Annotated in this window: 18 protein-coding genes; 13 read left to right on the top strand and 5 right to left on the bottom strand. The window is 70.0% G+C overall.

The window, feature by feature from the left end; translation table 11 throughout:
* Positions 1-5: 5 nt before the first annotated feature.
* The 3 genes from G9Q37_RS12575 to G9Q37_RS12565 form a co-directional block, all read right to left on the bottom strand.
* Entirely contained in the window at positions 6-851 is an 846-nt protein-coding gene (locus tag G9Q37_RS12575) for an energy transducer TonB (RefSeq protein WP_166231273.1), read from the bottom strand.
* A 77-nt stretch (positions 852-928) separates the two neighbouring features.
* Positions 929-2,995, bottom strand: coding sequence for a ribonuclease catalytic domain-containing protein (locus G9Q37_RS12570; RefSeq protein WP_166227519.1), 2,067 nt, complete (start codon positions 2,993-2,995; stop codon positions 929-931).
* A gap of 37 nt (positions 2,996-3,032) precedes the next feature.
* On the bottom strand, positions 3,033-3,668 hold the full coding sequence (locus G9Q37_RS12565) for a YqiA/YcfP family alpha/beta fold hydrolase (RefSeq protein ID WP_166227518.1): 636 nt from the start codon (positions 3,666-3,668) through the stop codon (positions 3,033-3,035).
* 22 nt (positions 3,669-3,690) lie between these two features.
* Here G9Q37_RS12565 and rodA point away from each other — a divergent pair, with 22 nt between their 5' ends.
* The 6 genes from rodA to G9Q37_RS12535 all read left to right on the top strand — a co-directional run bounded on the left by rodA (position 3,691) and on the right by G9Q37_RS12535 (position 10,344).
* Positions 3,691-4,848: a rod shape-determining protein RodA gene (gene rodA / locus G9Q37_RS12560; RefSeq protein WP_166227517.1), complete on the top strand. Its 1,158-nt coding sequence runs from the start codon at positions 3,691-3,693 to the stop codon at positions 4,846-4,848.
* On the top strand, positions 4,845-5,753 hold the full coding sequence (locus G9Q37_RS12555) for an NAD(P)-dependent oxidoreductase (RefSeq protein WP_166227516.1): 909 nt from the start codon (positions 4,845-4,847) through the stop codon (positions 5,751-5,753). Before rodA ends, G9Q37_RS12555 begins: the two co-directional genes overlap by 4 nt.
* A gap of 38 nt (positions 5,754-5,791) precedes the next feature.
* Entirely contained in the window at positions 5,792-7,252 is a 1,461-nt protein-coding gene (gene tldD, locus G9Q37_RS12550; protein ID WP_166227515.1) for a metalloprotease TldD, read from the top strand.
* Positions 7,249-8,601 carry a chromate efflux transporter gene (chrA, locus tag G9Q37_RS12545; RefSeq protein ID WP_166227514.1) on the top strand — a complete coding sequence of 451 codons (1,353 nt, stop codon included), beginning with the start codon at positions 7,249-7,251 and terminating at the stop codon, positions 8,599-8,601. Before tldD ends, chrA begins: the two co-directional genes overlap by 4 nt.
* 213 nt (positions 8,602-8,814) lie before the next feature.
* Positions 8,815-9,939, top strand: a complete 1,125-nt coding sequence (locus G9Q37_RS12540; protein ID WP_166231267.1) for a 3-deoxy-7-phosphoheptulonate synthase — start codon at positions 8,815-8,817, stop codon at positions 9,937-9,939.
* An 84-nt stretch (positions 9,940-10,023) separates the two neighbouring features.
* Entirely contained in the window at positions 10,024-10,344 is a 321-nt protein-coding gene (locus tag G9Q37_RS12535; protein WP_166227513.1) for a hypothetical protein, read from the top strand.
* 16 nt (positions 10,345-10,360) lie between these two features.
* Here G9Q37_RS12535 and mpl read toward each other — a convergent pair whose 3' ends face one another.
* Complete coding sequence (gene mpl, locus G9Q37_RS12530; protein ID WP_166227512.1) at positions 10,361-11,746, bottom strand: UDP-N-acetylmuramate:L-alanyl-gamma-D-glutamyl-meso-diaminopimelate ligase; 1,386 nt, start codon at positions 11,744-11,746, stop codon at positions 10,361-10,363.
* 39 nt (positions 11,747-11,785) lie between these two features.
* Between mpl and G9Q37_RS12525 the strand changes: the two genes are divergently transcribed.
* The 7 genes from G9Q37_RS12525 to G9Q37_RS12495 all read left to right on the top strand — a co-directional run bounded on the left by G9Q37_RS12525 (position 11,786) and on the right by G9Q37_RS12495 (position 17,982).
* The gene (locus G9Q37_RS12525; protein WP_166227511.1) at positions 11,786-12,391 is read left to right on the top strand and encodes a hypothetical protein; all 606 of its coding nucleotides are present in this window, start codon (positions 11,786-11,788) and stop codon (positions 12,389-12,391) included.
* Positions 12,388-12,915, top strand: a complete 528-nt coding sequence (locus tag G9Q37_RS12520) for a TlpA family protein disulfide reductase (protein WP_166227510.1) — start codon at positions 12,388-12,390, stop codon at positions 12,913-12,915. The genes G9Q37_RS12525 and G9Q37_RS12520 overlap by 4 nt, the downstream gene beginning before the upstream one ends.
* Positions 12,916-13,091: 176 nt before the next feature.
* Positions 13,092-13,556, top strand: a complete 465-nt coding sequence (gene accB / locus G9Q37_RS12515; protein WP_166227509.1) for an acetyl-CoA carboxylase biotin carboxyl carrier protein — start codon at positions 13,092-13,094, stop codon at positions 13,554-13,556.
* 13 nt (positions 13,557-13,569) lie between these two features.
* Positions 13,570-14,919 carry an acetyl-CoA carboxylase biotin carboxylase subunit gene (gene accC, locus G9Q37_RS12510; RefSeq protein WP_166227508.1) on the top strand — a complete coding sequence of 450 codons (1,350 nt, stop codon included), beginning with the start codon at positions 13,570-13,572 and terminating at the stop codon, positions 14,917-14,919.
* A gap of 10 nt (positions 14,920-14,929) precedes the next feature.
* Positions 14,930-15,814: a 50S ribosomal protein L11 methyltransferase gene (prmA, locus tag G9Q37_RS12505; RefSeq protein ID WP_166231264.1), complete on the top strand. Its 885-nt coding sequence runs from the start codon at positions 14,930-14,932 to the stop codon at positions 15,812-15,814.
* 38 nt (positions 15,815-15,852) lie between these two features.
* Positions 15,853-17,061: a DUF3426 domain-containing protein gene (locus G9Q37_RS12500; protein ID WP_166227507.1), complete on the top strand. Its 1,209-nt coding sequence runs from the start codon at positions 15,853-15,855 to the stop codon at positions 17,059-17,061.
* A 24-nt stretch (positions 17,062-17,085) separates the two neighbouring features.
* A complete protein-coding gene (locus G9Q37_RS12495; protein WP_166227506.1) occupies positions 17,086-17,982 on the top strand; it encodes a carbohydrate kinase family protein in 897 nt (298 codons plus the stop codon).
* Positions 17,983-18,054: 72 nt separating this feature from the next.
* Here G9Q37_RS12495 and G9Q37_RS12490 read toward each other — a convergent pair whose 3' ends face one another.
* Positions 18,055-18,570 (bottom strand): histone H1-like DNA-binding protein, encoded by a 516-nt coding sequence (locus tag G9Q37_RS12490; protein WP_166231262.1) that lies wholly within the window; start codon positions 18,568-18,570, stop codon positions 18,055-18,057.
* Between the last annotated feature and the right edge of the window lie 93 nt (positions 18,571-18,663).

Genomic DNA, 18,663 nt, shown 5'->3' with positions numbered 1-18,663 from the left:
CGCGACTACTGGCCCGAGAGCTGGGTCTGCAGGCCGTCTTCGCGCGTGAAGCGGAAACGGGAGACCACCAGGATCTGGTCGGCCTGGCGGCGCATGGCGTCGCTGAAGCGGCCGAACATGAGGCCGCGCACGATGGCCTGGGCACGGCGGTCGAGCAGGGCGTTGCCCGAGCCCTGCACCACCTCGCTCTCGAGCACCTGGCCGGTGTGGTTCACGGTGATCAGCATGGTGAGCTCGCCATAGAGCTTGCGGCCGTTGGCCTCGGGGAAGTTGGCCGTGCCGTGCTGCTCGATGCGCCGGCGCAGGCTGTCGTAGTACACGGCGTACACGGCCTCGCGCGTGGCCGGGCTGATGTAGCGCTTCTTGGGCCGCGCGTTCTCTTCGTTGATGCGCTTTTCGATCTCGGCCAGGATCTTGACCAGCGCCTGGCGCTTCTGCTCGCGCTCGCGCGCTTCGGGGCTGGGCTGGGCGCTGGCCTTCTCGGGTGGCGGCATGGCCGCGAGCGCCGAACGCACCTGGGCCAGCAGGCGGTCCTGCTGTTCGCGCAGCGCCTCGATGCGTCGGGCTTCTTCGTCGGGCGCGTCGCCCAGGCGCGCGATGGCCGAGGGCGGCAGCGGCGAGGTGGCGCGGCCGCGTTCGGCGTCGCCGCCGCCCGCGAGCGAGGCCTGGGCGATGGCCTGGGCCTTCTCGGGGCGCTGGTCGCTGCGCGCGTTCACCAGGATGACTTCGAGCGGCGTGTCCTTGAAGACGCGCTCGATGCGCTCGGGGCCCACGAAACGCACCGTCAGCAGCGCCGCGTGAACACCGAGCGACACCAGCAGCGCGAGCTGCAGGGTGCTCAGGTTGCGCAGCCGGCGGGCCACCGCCGACGGGGCGGGGCGCGAGGGCGCGCGGGCGGGCTTCACGCGGTCGGGCTTCACGCGGCGGATTATCCGTTCTCGTCGGGTGCCGCAGCGGCGTTGTCGGGCTGGGCGTCGTTCACGTCGATGGCCAGCGCCAGCGGGGCGCCGAGCGGTTCCTCCTCGTCCTCGGCCTCGGCCTCGGTGTCGAGCGCGGCGGCGCTGTCCACCGGCGGGTCCAGGCGTTCGATCACGGTGCCCGAGATCTCCAGGGTGATGTCGTCGGCCTGGCCCAGGCGCACGCGCAGGCGGGCGCCTCGCGGCAGGCCCTCGGCGCCCAGCACGGGCAGCACCAGGGGCAGGGTGTCGGCGCGCACCAGGCCGTCCTTGATGAGGGTGGCGCTGAGCTCGGTGATGGCGTTCTGCCGCAGGTACTGCAGCGTCCAGTAGCGCTCCATGCCGCCCTGGAAGCCGTTGTAGGCGCTGTAGGCGGCGTCAAAGGCGCTGATGACCGCGAACAGGTTGGCGTCCTTGGGCTTGAAGGGCGCGGCCAGCGCGGCGGTCTTGCCGTGGCGCGCGCAGGCAATGATCTGCCACTGGTTGACCAGGTCCACGTAGCGGCGCAGCGGCGAGGTGGCCCAGGTGTAGCACTTGACCCCGATGCCCGCGTGCGGCAGCGCCTTGGTGCCCATGCGCACCTTGATGCCAGGCAGCAGGCTGGCCTGGCTGCGGTAGATGCCGGGCACGCCGCAGTCGGCGAGCCACTGGCCCCAGGTCTTGTTGGCCAGGATCATGGCCTCGGCCACGATCAGGTCGAGGGGGGCGCCGCGCGAGCGCGTGCCGATGAGCACGCGCTCGCTGCCATCGGGTTCGTCGCCCTGCACGCCGTCGAGCTTGAAGGTGTAGTCGGGCCGCGTGAAGGTTTCGGGCTTGCCGCGCACCACCTCGCGCTGCGCCTTGTGGTGCTGCGCGAAACGGTGCAGGAAGGCCAGCATGGGCTGCAGCGCGGCGAGATCGGCGGGTGCGTCGGCACTCGGTGCGCCGCCCAGCCAGGCCTCGGTGATGACGGCGTCCAGCTTGTCGTGGCGCAGGTTGCGCACGATGGGCACGCGTTCGAGCGCGGTGCGGCTGTCGCGCACCTCGAGCGTGGCTTCGTCGAACACCACGTAGAGCGACACCGCGGGGCAGTCGCGCCCCTCCTGCAGCGTGTAGGCCTGCACCACGGCGTCGGGCAGCATGGTGATCTTGTGGCCCGGCATGTAGACGGTGGACAGGCGGTGGCGCGCGATCTGATCGAGCACGCTGTCGGGCGTGATGGCCAGGCCCGGCGCCGCGATGTGGATGCCCAGCGTGACCGTGCCCGTGCCCAGGCCCTGCAGCGAGAGCGCGTCGTCGATCTCGGTGGTGGCCGAGTCGTCGATGGAGACGGCCTGCACCGGCGCGAGCGGCAGGTCGTCGGTGATGGCGGGCGCCTGCATGGCCGCGAAGCCTGTGCCCTTGGGAAAGTGCTCGAACAGGAAGCGCTGCCAGTGGAACTGGTAGGCGCTGCGGATCGCGCCAGCCTGCTGCAGGAGCGCGAGCGGCGCGGTCAGGCTGCGCTTGGCGGCCTCGACCACGGCCTTGTACTCGGGGCCGTTCTTGTCGGGCTTGAAGAGGATGCGGTAGAGCTGGTCGAGCACCGGCGGCGGGCAGCGGCCCTGCACCAGTTCTTCGGTCCAGGCCTCGATCTGCGCCTGCAACTGCTGCTTCTTCTCGATCGCGGCCAGGGCCTGGGCCACGATCTCGGGCGGCGCCTTCTTGAAGCGGCCCTTGCCCGCGCGACGGAAATAGTGCGGCGCGCCCTGCAGCGTGAGCAGCGCGGCCACCTGCTGGGCGGGGCTGGCCTGGGCGCTGAAGTACTCGCGCGCCAGGTCGGCGAAGCCGAATTCGTCGTCGGGCGCGAATTCGTAGGCGAGCTCGAGCTCCAGGGTCTGGGCGATCTGTGCGGCCTCGGCCATGAGCTCGGCCGGGGCGGGTTTGTCGAAGCGCAGCAGCGCGTTGGCCGCTTTCACTTTCACGCGCTTGCCCGAGTCGAGTTCGACCTGCATCGAACTCTCGGCCTCGGACATCAATCGGCCGGTCAGGAACTTGCCGGCCTCGTCGAACAGGATGTGCATGGGCGGCATTGTCCCATTCCGCCTCGCGGCCCCGCGCTCAGGCCAGGCGCAGAAACGCGAACAAGGCGTCGATGTGCCGATCGAAGTCGCTGATCGCGTGGTCGCTGTGTTCCAGCAGGCGGATCTGCCCGCCCGCGGCGAAGGCCTGCATCTCGCGCCAGTCGAGCAGCTCGTCGCCCTGGGCGATGAGGGCGAACAGCCGTTCGGGCGTGGCCGGGTGCTGCAGCGCCAGGCGCGTGATGTCGGTCTCCTGCGCGCGCAGCTCGTCGACGAAGCGGGCCTCGAAGAAGAAGTGCTCGTCGGGCTTTTGCCAGGTGCTGTGCTCGCCGATGTGGGCCGCCAGGCTGTCGGCCGGCCGCGGTGCGGGGTTGAGCAGGGCGGCGCGGCAGCCCGTGTGCAGCGCCAGCCAGCGCGCGTAGAAGCCGCCCAGCGACGAGCCCACCACGGCCATGCGCGCGCGCGGCCAGCCCGCCACGCCCGCACTGACCAGGCCCATGGCCTCGCGCGGCGAGGGCGGCAGGGGCGGGCACCACCAGGTGACGCCCGGATGCTCGCGCGCCACGCGCTCGGCCACCAGCTGCGCCTTCTGCGACAGCGGCGAGGAGCGGAAGCCGTGCAGGTAGAGCAGGTGGGTGACGGGTTCGGTGAGGGGCTCGAAGACCGGGGTGTCCATGGCCGCAGGATAATCGCCGGCCATGGCCATCGTGATCGAAAAACCCAGCCTGATGCAGCGGATCGTGCCCTTCCTCAAGGGCTTCGACTGGCCGCTGATCACCATCGTGCTGTTCATGGCGGCGCTGGGCCTGACGACCATGTACTCGGTGGGCTTCGACCACGGCTCGCGCTTCGCCCAGCACAGCCGCAACATGCTGATCGGCGCCACCGTGATGCTGGTGTTCTCGCAGATCCCGCCGCAGCGCCTCATGCGCCTGGCACTGCCGCTGTACGTGGTGGGCGTGGTGCTGCTGCTGGGGGTGGAGGTGGCGGGCATCGTGCGCAAGGGCGCGCAGCGCTGGCTCGACGTCGGCGTGACCGTGATCCAGCCCAGCGAGCTCATGAAGATCGCCATGCCCATGATGCTGGCCTGGTGGTTCCACCGGCGCGAAGGGCAGCTCAAGGCGGCCGACTTCCTGGTCGCGGGACTGATCCTCGCGGTGCCCGCGGCCCTGATCCTCAAGCAACCCGATCTCGGCACCACGCTGCTGGTGGTGGCTTCGGGCCTGGCGGTGATCTTTTTCGCCGGACTGAGCTGGAAGCTCATCATTCCGCCGGTGCTGATCGCGGCTGTCGGCGTCGTGGTGCTGATCACCAACGAGTCGTCGTGGTGCGCGCCGGGGGTCGACTGGCACGTGCTGCACGAATACCAGCGCCAGCGCGTGTGCACCCTGCTCGACCCCACCAAGGACCCGCTGGGCAAGGGCTTCCACATCATCCAGGGCATGATCGCTATCGGCTCGGGCGGCGTCTGGGGCAAGGGCTTCATGCAGGGCACGCAGACCCACCTCGAGTTCATTCCCGAGCGCACCACCGACTTCATCTACGCCGCCTTCTCCGAGGAGTTCGGCCTGCTCGGCGTGCTGCTGCTGCTCGCGGGCTTCACGGCGCTGATCGGCCGCGGGCTGATGATCGCGGCCGAAGCGCCCACGCTGTTCGCGCGCCTGCTGGCGGGCGCGCTCACGCTCAACATCTTCGTCTACGCCTTCGTCAACATGGGCATGGTCAGCGGCATCCTGCCGGTGGTGGGCGTGCCGCTGCCCTTCGTGAGCTACGGCGGCACCGCCATGGTCACCATGGGCGTGGGCCTGGGCATGTTGCTGTCGATTTCCCGGGCCAAGCGGCTCGTCCCCACATGAACCTTCTCGATCCCGTGGCCTTCGTGGGTGCCGGCATCATGGGCGGCGCCATGGTGCAGCGCCTGCGCGAGCGCGGCTGGCCCGTGGCCGTGTGCGACATCGACCCGTTGCGCCAGCGCGAGGCGCGCGAGGCCGGCGCCACCGTGTGCGACACGCCGCACGCCGCCGCAGCCACGCTGGGCGAGGGTGGCTTGCTGGCCGTCGTGGTGGTCGACGCGGCCCAATGCCGCGAAGTGCTGTGGGGTGCGGCCGGTGCGGCCGCGGCGCTGCGCGCGGGTCAGACCGTGCTGCTGTGCCCCACCATCGCGCCCGAAGACGTGGAGGCGATCGCGCTGCGCCTGGCCGGGCAGGGCGTGCACACGCTCGACGCGCCAATGTCGGGCGGCCCCGCCCGGGCGCGCGCCGGCACCATGAGCCTGATGCTCGCGGGGCCGGCCGGCGTGGTCGATCGCCACGCGCGCCTGATCGGCGACCTGTCGAACGCGGTGTTCCGCGTGGGCGAGCGCGTGGGCGACGGGGCGCGCACCAAGCTCGTGAACAACCTGCTCGCGGGCATCAACCTCGCGGGCGCGGCCGAGGCCATCGCGCTGGCCGAGCGCCTGGGCCTGGACCCGCGCGGCACGCTCGATGTGATCGAGCGCTCCAGCGGCCAAAGCTGGATCGGCGGCGACCGCCTGGGCCGCGCGCTGGCCGGTGACACCGCGCCGCGCGCCCACATGACCCTGCTGGCCAAGGACACCCGGCTCGCCGTGGCCGCGGGCCGCTCGGCCGGCCACGAGGGCGTGCTCGGGCCGCTGGCCAGCGCCGTGTTCGCCGCCGCCCTGGGCGACGGCATGGCTGGCGAGGACGACGGCGCGCTGCTGCACTGGATGCGCGACCACCCCGGCGGCCTGCCAAAACCCTGAGCCGCGCGCGCGGGCGCGCGCTTCCTACAATGGCCCCCATGATCGCGCGCGAACCCACCCTGGCCCGCCTGGCCACCGCCGAGCAGCTGCTGCTCGAACCCTTCGGCCTCACCACCGCCCACCTGCACAAGGCGCTGGCGGAAATCCGCTCGCACGGGGTGGACGACGCCGACCTGTACTTCCAGGCCACGCGCAACGAGGGCTGGAGCCTCGAGGAAGGCATCGTCAAAACCGGCAGCTTCAGCATCGAGCAGGGCGTGGGCGTGCGCGCGGTGAGCGGCGAAAAGACCGCCTTCGCGTACTCCGACGACCTGTCCTGGGACTCGCTGATCGACGCCGCGCGCGCGGTGCGCAGCATCTCGGGCCAGGGCCAGGCGAAGAAGGTCAAGGTCGCCACGGCCAAGGTCGCCAAGTCGCGCTCGCTCTACGCCGGCGTCGATCCGATCGCCTCGCTCGACAGCAATGCCAAGGTGGCGCTGCTCGAAAAAGTGGAGCGCCTGGCCAAGGCCCAGGACCCGCGCGTGGTGCAGGTGATGGCCGGCCTCGCGGCCGAGCACGACGTGGTGCTGGTGGCGCGCGCCGACGGCACGCTCGCTGCCGACGTTCGGCCGCTGATCCGCCTGTCCGTCACCGTGATCGCCGAGCAGAACGGCCGCCGCGAAATGGGCAGCTCGGGCGGCGGTGGCCGCTTCGGCCTGGCCTATTTCGACGACGCCATGGTGCAGAGCTACGTCGACGAGGCGGTGCAGCAGGCCCTCACCAACCTCGATTCGCGTCCCGCGCCCGCGGGCGAGATGGTGGTGGTGCTGGGCAGCGGCTGGCCCGGCATCCTGCTGCACGAGGCCGTGGGCCACGGCCTCGAAGGCGATTTCAACCGCAAGGGCTCGAGCGCGTTCGCGGGCCTGATCGGCCAGCGCGTGGCGGCCAAGGGCGTGACCGTGCTCGACGACGGCACCATCGCCGACCGCCGCGGCTCGCTCAACGTGGACGACGAAGGCAACGCCTCGCAGCGCAACGTGCTGATCGAAGACGGCATCCTGCGCGGCTACATCCAGGACGCGATGAACGCGCGCCTGATGGGCGTCAAGCCCACGGGCAACGGCCGCCGCGAGAGCTACGCGCACACGCCCATGCCGCGCATGACCAACACCTACATGCTCGCGGGCGACAAGCACCCCGACGAGATCGTGGCGAGCATCAAGAAGGGCCTGTACGCGACCAACTTCGGTGGCGGGCAGGTCGACATCACGAGCGGCAAGTTCGTGTTCTCGGCCAGCCAGGCCTTCTGGGTCGAGAACGGCAAGATCCAGTACCCGGTCAAGGGCGCCACGCTGGTGGGCAACGGCCCCGACGCGCTCAAGCGCGTGAGCATGATCGGCAACGACATGCGCCTCGACACCGGCGTGGGCACCTGCGGCAAGGAAGGCCAGAGCGTGCCCGTGGGCGTGGGCCAGCCCACGCTGCGCATCGAAGGCCTCACGGTCGGCGGCACGGCGTGAGCGCGCGCGGGGCCGTGCCGTTCGGCCAGGCCCTGCGCTTCTGGCTCAAGCTCGGCTTCATCAGCTTCGGCGGCCCGGCCGGCCAGATCGCGGTGATGCACCGCGAGCTCGTGGAGCAGCGGCGCTGGATCAGCGAGCGCCGCTTCCTGCACGCGCTCAACTACTGCATGCTGCTGCCCGGCCCCGAGGCGCAGCAGCTCGCGACCTACATCGGCTGGCTGATGCACCGCAGCTGGGGCGGCATCGTGGCGGGTGCGCTGTTCGTGCTGCCTTCGCTGCTGCTGCTCATCGGCCTGAGCTGGGTCTATGTGGTGTACGGGCAGGTCGGCTGGGTCGCAGGCCTGCTCTACGGCATCAAGCCCGCGGTGGCGGCGATCGTGCTGCAGGCGGTCTGGCGCATCGGCGGGCGTGTGCTGCGCAGCCCGCGCCGCGCGCCCTGGCTCTGGGCGCTGGCCATCGGCAGCTTCGTGGCGATCGCGCTGCTCAAGCTGCCGTTTCCGCTTGTGGTGCTGTCGGCGCTGGCCTTGGGCTGGCTGGGCGGGCGCGTGGCGCCTGCGCAGTTCCTGCCTGCGGGTGGCCACGGGCGCGCCGCGGCCGACGGCAGCCAGCACCCGCCCGCGCTGATCGACGACGACACCCCCACGCCCCAGCACGCGCGCTTCACGCGGCCGCGCCTGCTGCGCGTGCTGTTCGCGGGCGCCGCGTTGTGGCTGCTGCCCATGGGCGTTCTGCTGGCCTGGCAGGGCCTGCAGGGCACGCTGCCCACCATGGGCCTGTTCTTTTCGAAGGCCGCGCTGCTCACCTTCGGCGGCGCCTACGCGGTGCTGCCCTACGTGTACCAGGGTGCGGTGGTACAGCACGGCTGGCTCAGCGGACCGCAGATGATCGACGGGCTCGCGCTCGGTGAAACCACGCCCGGACCGCTGATCATGGTGGTGGCCTTCGTGGGCTTTCTGGGCGGCTGGCACACCGGTGTCCTGGGGCCAGAGGCGCGCTTTCTCGGCGCGGCGCTCGCCGCCTGCGTGGTCACCTGGTTCACCTTCCTGCCCTCGTTCATCTTCATCCTCGCGGGCGGGCCGCTGGTGGAGCGCACGCACGGACAGCTCGGCTTCACCGCGCCGCTCACGGCCATCACGGCCGCGGTGGTGGGCGTGATCGCGAGCCTGGGGCTGTTCTTCCTGGTGCACATCGCCTGGCCCGTGCCCGGCGGGCCGGTGGACGTGGCGGCCCTGCTGATTGCAGCGCTGGCCGCGCTCGCCCTGCTGCGGTTCAAGCTGGGTGTCATTGCCGTGATCGCGGCCTGCGCGCTGCTCGGTGTGTTGCTCAAAACCACCGGTCTGGCCGGCTGAGCGCAGCCCCCCGATCGCCTGTGCTACATTGCCGGCCATGGTTTCGCGCTCCGCTTACTTCGCTTTTTACTTTTGGTTCTCTGTCCCCGGCGGACGAGAGGCGAAGTCGTAAGCGCGCCAAGAATCTCGAACAGAAACCGCCGGGCCCCCAAAGCCCGGCGGTTTTTTTTCGCCCATTCGCCGTATTCCCCCAAACCCACCCTGGAGCCCATGATGAACGCCAAAGCCACCTCCGCCGCCAGCGACGCCTGGTATGCGCGTCCTCTCGACAAAACCAGCGAGACCGACGACGAACGCATTCAGGACATCACCGTGCTTCCCCCGCCCGAACACCTCATCCGCTTCTTCCCGATCGCCGGCACGCCGACCGAAGCGCTGATCAGCCAGACCCGCCACCGCATCCACCGCATCCTGCACGGCAAGGACGACCGGCTGCTCGTGGTGATCGGCCCATGCTCGATCCACGACCCGGCCGCCGCGCTCGATTACGCGCGCCGCCTGAAGCCGCTGCGCGACCAGTACGCCGACACGCTGGAGATCGTGATGCGCGTGTACTTCGAGAAGCCGCGCACCACCGTGGGTTGGAAGGGGCTGATCAACGACCCCTACCTCGACGAGAGCTACCGCATCGACGAAGGCCTGCGCATCGCGCGCCAGCTGCTGATCGAGATCAACCGCCTGGGCCTGCCCGCGGGCAGCGAGTTCCTCGACGTGATCTCGCCCCAGTACATCGGCGACCTGATCAGCTGGGGCGCGATCGGCGCGCGCACCACCGAGAGCCAGGTGCACCGCGAACTGGCCTCGGGCCTGTCGGCCCCGATCGGCTTCAAGAACGGTACCGACGGCAACATCAAGATCGCGACCGACGCCATTCAGGCGGCGGGCCGTGGCCACCACTTCCTGTCGGTGCACAAGAACGGTCAGGTCGCCATCGTGCAGACCAAGGGCAACAAGGACTGCCACGTGATCCTGCGTGGTGGCAAGGCGCCCAACTACGACGCCGCGAGCGTGGCGAGCGCGGTGAAAGACCTCGAGGCCGCCAAGCAGGTGCCGCGCCTCATGATCGACTGCAGCCACGCCAACAGCAGCAAGCAGCACGAGAAGCAGCTCGACGTGGCGCGCGACATCGCGGGCCAGATCGCGGGCGGCAGCCGCTCGGTCTTCGGCGTGATGATCGAAAGCCACATCGAGGCCGGTGCCCAGAAGTTCACGCCGGGCAAGGACGACCCGTCGGCCTTGCGCTATGGCCAGAGCATCACCGACGCCTGCCTGGGCTGGAGCGATTCGCTGCAGGCGCTCGAGCTGCTGTCGGCCGCGGTGAAAGCCTCGCGCGGCTGAGCTCGCATCGGGGCTTGCCCGGAGCAGCGCGCGGCGGTGGCGGGGCACAATGCCCCGACATTGCAGACCAGCCGAGGAGCCCCCATGCGCAGCCAAGTCACCGTCACCTGGGGCGAGCCCGCCGCCTACCGCATCGATCTCGAGGAGGTACAGCCCATGCCACACGACCAGGCAAGGCAGTGGCTCGACGAGCAGTTCACGCAGATGGGTTGCGAGCCGCTGCGCGCCACGGGCAAGGTGCTCACGGTCGACAAGATCCTGTGCATCGCGCAGGCGGCGGGGCAGGACCACTTCCGCGATCCGGGCCACCGCGAATGGGCGCTGGCCTATGCGCGCGCCGCGAGCGCGGCCCTGGCCAAGCCGGTCATCACGGTGGACGTGCCCGGCCAGGCGCTGGCTTACTGAGCCGGCGCGCGGGCCTTCAGGTCTTGAGCGCCTTCAGCAGGCGCTCGTGGATGCCCCCGAAGCCGCCGTTGCTCATGCAGACGATGTGGTCGCCGCCGCGCGCGGCCTGCACCACCTGCTGCACCAGGGTGTCGATGTTGGCGGCCACCGCCGCGCGCGCGCCCATGGGGGCCAGTGCCTCGGCCGCATCCCAGTCGAGCCCGCCCGAATGGCAGAAAGCCAGGTCGGCGTTCTCCAGGCTCCAGGGCAGTTGCGACTTCATGGTGCCCAGCTTCATGGTGTTGCTGCGCGGCTCGAACACCGCAAGGATGCGCCCGCGCGGTGTGCCCAGGCGGCGCGCCAGGCCGTCGAGCGTGGTGCGGATGGCCGTGGGGTGGTGGGCGAAGTCGTCGTAGACAGTGATGTCGCCGCCCGCGCGCGCCACGCTGCCGCGCAGCTCCATGCGGCGGCGCACGTTCTGGAAGCGCCCGAGCGCGGCCGCAGCCTCGGCCGGCGGCACGCCCAGGTGCTCGGCCGCGGCGATGGCCGCGAGCGCATTGAGCTGGTTGTGCACGCCCGACAGTGCCCATTGCACGCGGCCCACGGGCCGGCCGTTGCGCTGCACCGCGAAGTCGTGCGGCTCGCCCTCGGCGGTGAAGTCGCTCACCGCGCTGCCGAAGCTGCAGACCTCGCTCCAGCAGCCCTGGTGCAGCACGCGTGTGAGGCTTTCTTCGAGGCCGTTGACCACGACACGGCCACTCGCGGGCACGGTGCGCACCAGGTGGTGGAACTGGCGCTCGATCGCCTTGAGGTCGTCGAAGATGTCGGCGTGGTCGAACTCGAGGTTGTTGAGCACGGCCGTGCGCGGGCGGTAGTGCACGAACTTGCTGCGCTTGTCGAAGAAGGCGGTGTCGTACTCGTCGGCCTCGATCACGAAGGCCTTGCCCTCGCCGAGCCGGGCCGAGACGCCGAAGTTCATCGGCACGCCGCCCACCAGGAAACCGGGTTGCTGGCCGCAGGCGTCGAGCACCCAGGCCAGCATCGAGGTGGTGGTGGTCTTGCCGTGTGTGCCGGCCACCGCGAGCACATGCCGCCCCTGCAGCACGTTTTCGGCCAGCCACTGCGGCCCGCTGGTGTAGGGCGCGCCCGCGTCGAGGATGGCTTCCATCAGCGGGAACTTGGGCGAGCCGTCGGCCAATCGCGCGCGGCTCACCACGTTGCCGATCACCCAGACGTCGGGCTGGAGCGCCATCTGTTCGGCGCCGAAACCTTCGATGAGCTCGATGCCCAGGGCCCGCAACTGGTCGCTCATGGGGGGGTAGACGCCGGCGTCGCAGCCGGTGACGCGGTGGCCCGCTTCGCGGGCCAGGGCCGCGACACCGCCCATGAAGGTGCCGCAGATGCCCAGGATGTGAATATGCATGTGCGGATTCTAGGTTTGGCGCCCCGGGCACAATGCGGGATGCTTTCGCGAGACGACACCGCTGCCGAAATCGCTGCCGTGGCCGCCGGTCTGGTGGTCGACGAAGGGCAGGACTACGCCGCGGCCAAACGCGCCGCGGTCCGCCAACTCGGCCTGCCGCCGCGCACCGCCTTGCCCGACAACGACCTGCTCGAAGCCGCCGTGCGCGAGCACATCGCCGTGTTCTGCGCCGACACCCAGCCCGGCGAGCTGCGCGCGCTGCGGGAACTGGCGCTGGTCTGGATGGATCGTTTGCAGGCATTCCGCCCGCACCTGGGCGGCGCCGTCTGGCACGGCACGGCCACGCGCCACAGCGACATTCACATGCACCTCTTCTGTGACGACCCCAAGCAGGCCGAATGGGCCTTGATCGACCACCGCGTGGACTACCACCCCGGCACCGCCAGCGACTGGCGCGGCGACGCGGTGCAGGCGCTCACCGTGCGCACCCGCAGCGAGGCGCTGGGCCAGTGGGTGCTGTTGCACCTGCTGGTGCACGACCACGATGCCCAGCGCGGCGCGCTCAAGCCCGACAGCCAGGGCCGCAAGCCGCGTGGCGACGCGGCCGCGGTGCGTGCGCTGCTGGCCACGGAGGGCCGGGCATGAAGCTGCAGCGCCGACACTTGCTCACGGGCGGCGTGGCGGTGGCCGCCGCGGGCGCGGGGGTCTTCTGGGCGGAGCGCCGCTGGCGCCCCCAACCCGTGCTCGATGGCACGGAGGCCGAGTTCTGGGCGTCCCGCTTCGACACGCCCGAGGGCCAGCCGCTGGCGATGGCGCCCTACCGCGGCAAGCCGCTGCTGGTGAACTTCTGGGCCACCTGGTGTCCGCCCTGCATCGAGGAACTGCCCATGCTCAACGCCTTCCAGCGCGAGCAATCGGCCAAAGGCTGGCAGCTGCTTGGCCTCGCGGTCGATCGGGTGGACGCCGTGCAGGCCTTCCTCAAGAAGCTGCCGCTCGAATTCCCGGTCGCCATGACCGGCTTCGCGGGGGCCGACCTGAGCCGCAAGCTCGGCAATCCCTCGGGCGGCCTGCCGTTCACCGTGGTCTTCGGGCCCGGGGGCGGCATCGTCCAGCGCAAGATCGGCCAGCTCAAACCCGACGACCTCGCGGGCTGGGCGAAATCCATCTGAAGCGCTGAAATCACGCCAACGTCGTTGATCGCCCTGCCAAGTGCGGGGTGATGGGCGTTTGGATCCGGGGAAACCCATCGTGTACACTGCTGCACCCTTGCGCCGGCCGGTGCTGTGCGATTTCGCGAAATTGCATGCAATAGAGCCAATTTGGTGCAGAAATCGTTGGAGATACCATGGATTTGCGAAAACTTAAGACTCTGATCGATCTGGTGTCGGAGTCGAACGTCTCGGAGCTCGAGATCACCGAGGCCGAAGGCAAGGTCCGCATCGTCAAGGCCAGCCCGGCGGTCATGCCGGCGCCGGTGACCTACAGCATGGCCCCCGCTCCCGCCCCCATGGCGGCGGTTCCCGCCGTGGAAGTTGCTGCAGCACCCGCGCCCGTTGCCGCCCCCGCGGCGCCCACCGGACACGTGGTCAAGTCGCCCATGGTCGGCACGTTCTACCGCTCCTCCGCGCCCGGCGCAAAGCCTTTCGTCGAAGTGGGCTCCACCGTCAAGGAAGGCGAGACCATCTGCATCGTCGAGGCCATGAAGATCCTCAACGAGATCGAGGCCGACAAGAGCGGCACGGTGACGCAGATCCTGGTCCAGAACGGCCAGGCGGTCGAGTACGGCCAGCCGCTGTTCGTGATCGAGTGAGGACCGCTCACCCATGTTCAAGAAGATCCTGATCGCCAACCGCGGCGAGATCGCGCTGCGCATCCAGCGCGCCTGCCGCGAGATGGGCATCAAGGCGGTGATGGTCTATTCCGAGGCCGACCGCGATGCCAAGTACGTCAAGCTCGCCGAAGAAGCGGTGTGCATCGGTCCGGCGCAGTCGGGGCAAAGCTACCTGAACATGCCCGCGATCATCTCGGCCGCCGAGGTGACCGACGCCGAGGCCATCCATCCGGGCTACGGCTTCCTGAGCGAGAACGCCGATTTCGCCGAGCGCGTCGAGAAGAGCGGTTTCACCTTCATCGGCCCCACGCCCGACTCGATCCGCCTCATGGGCGACAAGGTTTCGGCCAAGCAGGCCATGATCCGTGCTGGGGTGCCCTGCGTGCCCGGCTCCGACGGCGCATTGCCCGACGACCCGGTGGTGATCAAGCGCACCGCCAAGGCCATCGGCTACCCGGTGATCATCAAGGCCGCGGGCGGTGGCGGTGGCCGCGGCATGCGCGTGGTGCACACCGAGGCCGCGCTGCTGCACGCGGTGCAGACCACCAAGGCCGAGGCCGGCGCCGCGTTCGGCAACGCCGAGGTCTACATGGAGAAGTTTCTCCAGAACCCGCGGCACATCGAGATCCAGGTGCTGGCCGACCAGCACCGCAACGCCGTCTACCTGGGCGAGCGCGACTGCTCCATGCAGCGGCGCCACCAGAAGGTGATCGAGGAAGCGCCGGCGCCGGGCATTCCGCGCCGCCTGATCGAGAAGATCGGTGAGCGCTGCGCGGCGGCCTGCAAGAAGATCGGCTACCGCGGTGCGGGCACCTTCGAGTTCCTGTTCGAGAACGGCGAGTTCTATTTCATCGAGATGAACACGCGCGTGCAGGTCGAGCACCCGGTGACCGAATGGATCACGGGCATCGACATCGTGCGCACGCAGATCGCCGTGGCCGCGGGCGAGAAGCTGCCGTTCACGCAGCGCCAGATCCAGCTCAAGGGCCATGCGATCGAGTGCCGCGTGAACGCCGAAGACCCCTACAAGTTCACGCCTTCGCCAGGCCGCATCTCGACCTGGCACCCGCCGGGCGGGCCCGGTGTGCGCGTGGACTCGCACGCCTACGCCAACTACTTCGTGCCGCCCAACTACGACTCGATGATCGGCAAGATCATCGTGCACGGCGACACGCGCGAGCAGGCGCTGGCGCGCATGCGCACCGCGCTGGCCGAGACCGTGGTCGAGGGCATCAAGACCAACATCCCGCTGCACCGCGAGATCATGGTCGATGCCAACTTCGTGGCCGGCGGCACCAACATCCACTACCTCGAAGAGTGGCTGTCGCAACGTGAGCGCTGAGCCCGGGTCCTTGTTCGAGCTGGTGCTGCTCGTGCCCGAGCAGGCGGTCGAACCCGTGGGCGATGCCCTCGACGCGCTCGACGCGCTGAGCACCTCGGTCGAAGACGCCGACGCCATGACCGAGGCCGAGCAGGCCTTGTTCGGCGAGCCGGGCATGCCGCCGCCCAAAGAGGGCTGGCAGCGCTCGCGCGTGGTCGCGCTGTTCAATACCGAAGCCGCGGCGCGTGAAGCCGCCACGCTGCTGCAGGCGCAGGACTTCTTCGACGGCTGCGCGGTGCAGGGCATGCGCCCCGTGGCCGAGCAGGACTGGGTGCGGCTCACGCAGTCGCAGTTCGACCCGGTCGAGATCACGCCGAGCTTCTGGATCGTGCCGTCGTGGCACGAGCCACCGGCGCAGGCCGAGCGCATCATCCGGCTCGACCCGGGCCTGGCCTTCGGCACCGGCACCCACCCCACCACGCGCATGTGCCTGCGCTGGACCGCGGGTCACGCGCCCGTGGGCCCGCGCGTGCTCGACTACGGCTGCGGCTCGGGCATCCTCGCCATCGGCGCGGCCAAGCACGGGGCGCAACAGATCCTCGCGGTCGACATCGACCCCGCGGCCGTGGAGGCCACGCGGCTGAACGCCGAGGCCAACCACGTGCAGCTCGTGGCCGGCCTGCCCGATGCCGCCGTGGGCGAACACGACCTGGTGCTCGCCAACATCCTCGCCACGCCGCTCAAGGTGCTCGCGCCGCTGCTGTGTGCGCACGTGCGCAGCGGCGGCCACCTGGTGCTCGCAGGCATCCTCGCGCGCCAGGCCGACGAGCTCAAGGCGGCCTATGCGCCCTGGGTCGCGCTCGAGGTGAGCGACGAAGAGGACGGCTGGATCCTCATGACCGCGCGCAAGGCCTGAGCGGGCCGGGCCGGGCGTGAGGCCGCCATAATCCGCGCATGAGTTTCACCACCCGCTGTCCGGCTTGCGGCACCGTGTTCCGCGTGGTGGCCGACCAACTCAAGATCTCGGATGGCTGGGTGCGTTGCGGGCATTGCTCGGACGTCTTCGACGCCACCATTCACCTGCAGCCCTGGACGCCGCCCGCGCGGCCGGTCGCCGAACCCGTGGCCGCGCCGACACCGCCGGCCGTGCCGCAGCCCGACGAACCGCTGGCCCCGCCCCCGCCACCCCCCGAGCCCACACCGCCCGCACCCGAGGTCGCGGTCGTTGCGGCGGGCGAGCCCGACCTCGTGATCGAACCCGAGCCCGAGCCCGAACCGCTTGTGCCTGCGCCCGCGGAGGAAACTATCGCCGACGATGACCTGCGCGCCTGGTTCGGTGATGGCCCGCTCGACGCGCCGGCCGCTGCCGAAGCGGCGCCGCCCGAAGCGGCAGCGGTCAATCCCGTGCCGCACGAAGCACCCCCGGTCGAGGTGCGCGACGAGGGCCCGTCGTCCGAATTCCGGGCCGAGCTCGAACGCTTCGCGCAATCGACCCGAGGCCCGCTCGAGGTGCTGCCCACGCTGCCCGCCACGGCGCGTCAGGACCATTCCACCGACAGCGGCTTCGATGCGCCTGCGGCCGAAACGGCTGCGCCCTCCGTTGCCCTGCCGCCCGTTGCCGACGACGAAGACCACACCCCGGCCGTGCCCGGCTTCGTGCGCCAGGCGCAGCGCCGTGCGTTCTGGTCGTCGCCGGGCATGCGCATCGGCCTGGGCCTGATCGCCGTGCTGCTCGCCGGCCTGCTCGCGGGCCAGTGGGCGGTGCAGCACCGCCACCAGCTCGTGGCCGCGCACCCGCCGCTGCGGCCCGCGATCGAGCAGGCTTGCGGCTGGCTGGGTTGTGACCTGCAGCCGCTGCGCCGCATCGACGAGGTCGAGATCGAAAGCGCCGAGCTCGTGCGCCGCCTGGGCAACTTCTATTCGTTCGACTTCGTGCTGCGCAACCGCTCGGCACTCGAAGTGGCGCTGCCCGCGCTCGAACTCACGCTCACCAACATCGGCGAACAGGCGGTGGCGCGGCGGGTCTTCCTGCCGCAAGACTGGCCCGACGCCCCCGCCGCGCTCGCGCCCAACGGGCGCGTGTCCGTCAGCCTGCGGCTGTCGCTCATGCTCGGTGACGATGCACCCACCGCGGGCTACCGCGCGCTGGTCTTTTACCCCTGACCTCCACCCTTCATTCCCATCGCCATGGCCATCCTCGTCTGCGGCTCGCTTGCCTTCGACACCATCATGACCTTCGAGGGCCGGTTCGCCGACCAGATCCTGCCCGATCAGCTGCACATCCTGAACGTGTCCTTCCTCGTGCCCGGCCTGCGGCGCGACTACGGCGGGTGCGCGGGCAATATCGCCTACGGGCTGCGCCAGCTCGGCAGCGAAGTGGTGCCGCTGGCCGCGATCGGCAACGACGGTGCCGAGTACCTCGAGCGCATGCGCGGCCTGGGTGTGGACGTGAGCCATGTGCAGACCGTGCCCGAGTCGTACACCGCGCAGGCCATGATCATGACCGACCGCGACAACAACCAGATCACCGCCTTCCACCCAGGCGCGATGTCGTTCGCGCACCAGAACCCGGTGCCGGCGCGCAGCGATCTTCAGCTCGGCATCGTGGCCCCCGACGGCCGCGACGGCATGCTGCAGCACGCCGCGCAGCTCCAGGCCGCGGGCATTCCCTTCGTGTTCGACCCGGGCCAGGGCCTGCCCATGTTCAACGGCGACGAACTGCGCGCCTTCATCGCGCAGGCCACCTGGGTGGCCGTCAACGATTACGAAGGGCGCATGCTCAGCGAGCGCACGGGCCTGTCGCTGGCCGACATCTCGCGCCAGGTGAAGGGCCTGATCGTCACCTTGGGCGAACACGGCTGCGACGTGTGGGAGCAAGGCGAGGCGGTGCGTGTGGCCGGTGTGAAGGCCGAGCAGGTGGTCGACCCCACGGGTTGCGGCGACGCCTTCCGTGCCGCGCTGCTGCACGGCCTCTCGCAGGGTTGGCCGCTGCGGCGTTGCGCCGAGCTGGGCAACCGCATGGGCGCGCTCAAGATCGCGGTGCGCGGCCCGCAGAACTACACGCTCGGCGGCCTGCAGGGCTGAAGCCGGCGGCGTCCATGCATAAAAAAAGCCCGGCGCTTTCGCACCGGGCTTTTCAGATCAACCCAAAGGGTCTCAGGGTTTGCTGGACGTGGGGAACGGCCAGGCAGCCTGAGGATTGAGTTTGGTCTGAGCGGCAGGAGCGGCCGCGGGCGCAGGGGCAGCCGGCTTCTTGGCCGGCTCAGCTTTTTTTGCGGGGGCTGCCTTCTTCGCAGGGGCGGCCTTTTTCGCAGCGGCTTTCTTCGCAGGCGCGGCTTTCTTGGCCGGGGCCTTCTTCGCAGGCGCGGCTTTCTTGGCCGGCGCTTTCTTGGCAACGGCCTTCTTGGCCGGCGCCTTCTTCACCGCGGCCTTCTTGGCCGGGGCTTTCTTGGCAGCGACTTTCTTCGCCGGTGCCTTCTTCGCCACGGCCTTCTTGGCCGGGGCTTTCTTGGCAGCGACTTTCTTCGCCGGTGCCTTCTTCGCCACGACCTTCTTGGCCGGGGCTTTCTTCGCGGCGACTTTCTTCGCCGGTGCCTTCTTCACCGCGGCCTTTTTGGCCGGGGCTTTTTTCGCCGCAGCCTTCTTGGCCGGGGCTTTCTTCGCAGTTGCCATTGCTTTCTCCTTGATCAAGTTGCAAAGAGCACTTCATCCGGTCGGATGGCCGGTGAAGTGATTCAACGCCTTGTGGTTGTGCGGCGGTGCCGC

Origin of the sequence: Hydrogenophaga crocea (assembly GCF_011388215.1) — a bacterium.
Lineage (GTDB): Bacteria > Pseudomonadota > Gammaproteobacteria > Burkholderiales > Burkholderiaceae_C > Hydrogenophaga > Hydrogenophaga crocea.
Note: the sequence above shows the minus strand (reverse complement) of the source record. Positions and strands in the feature narration are given on the sequence as shown.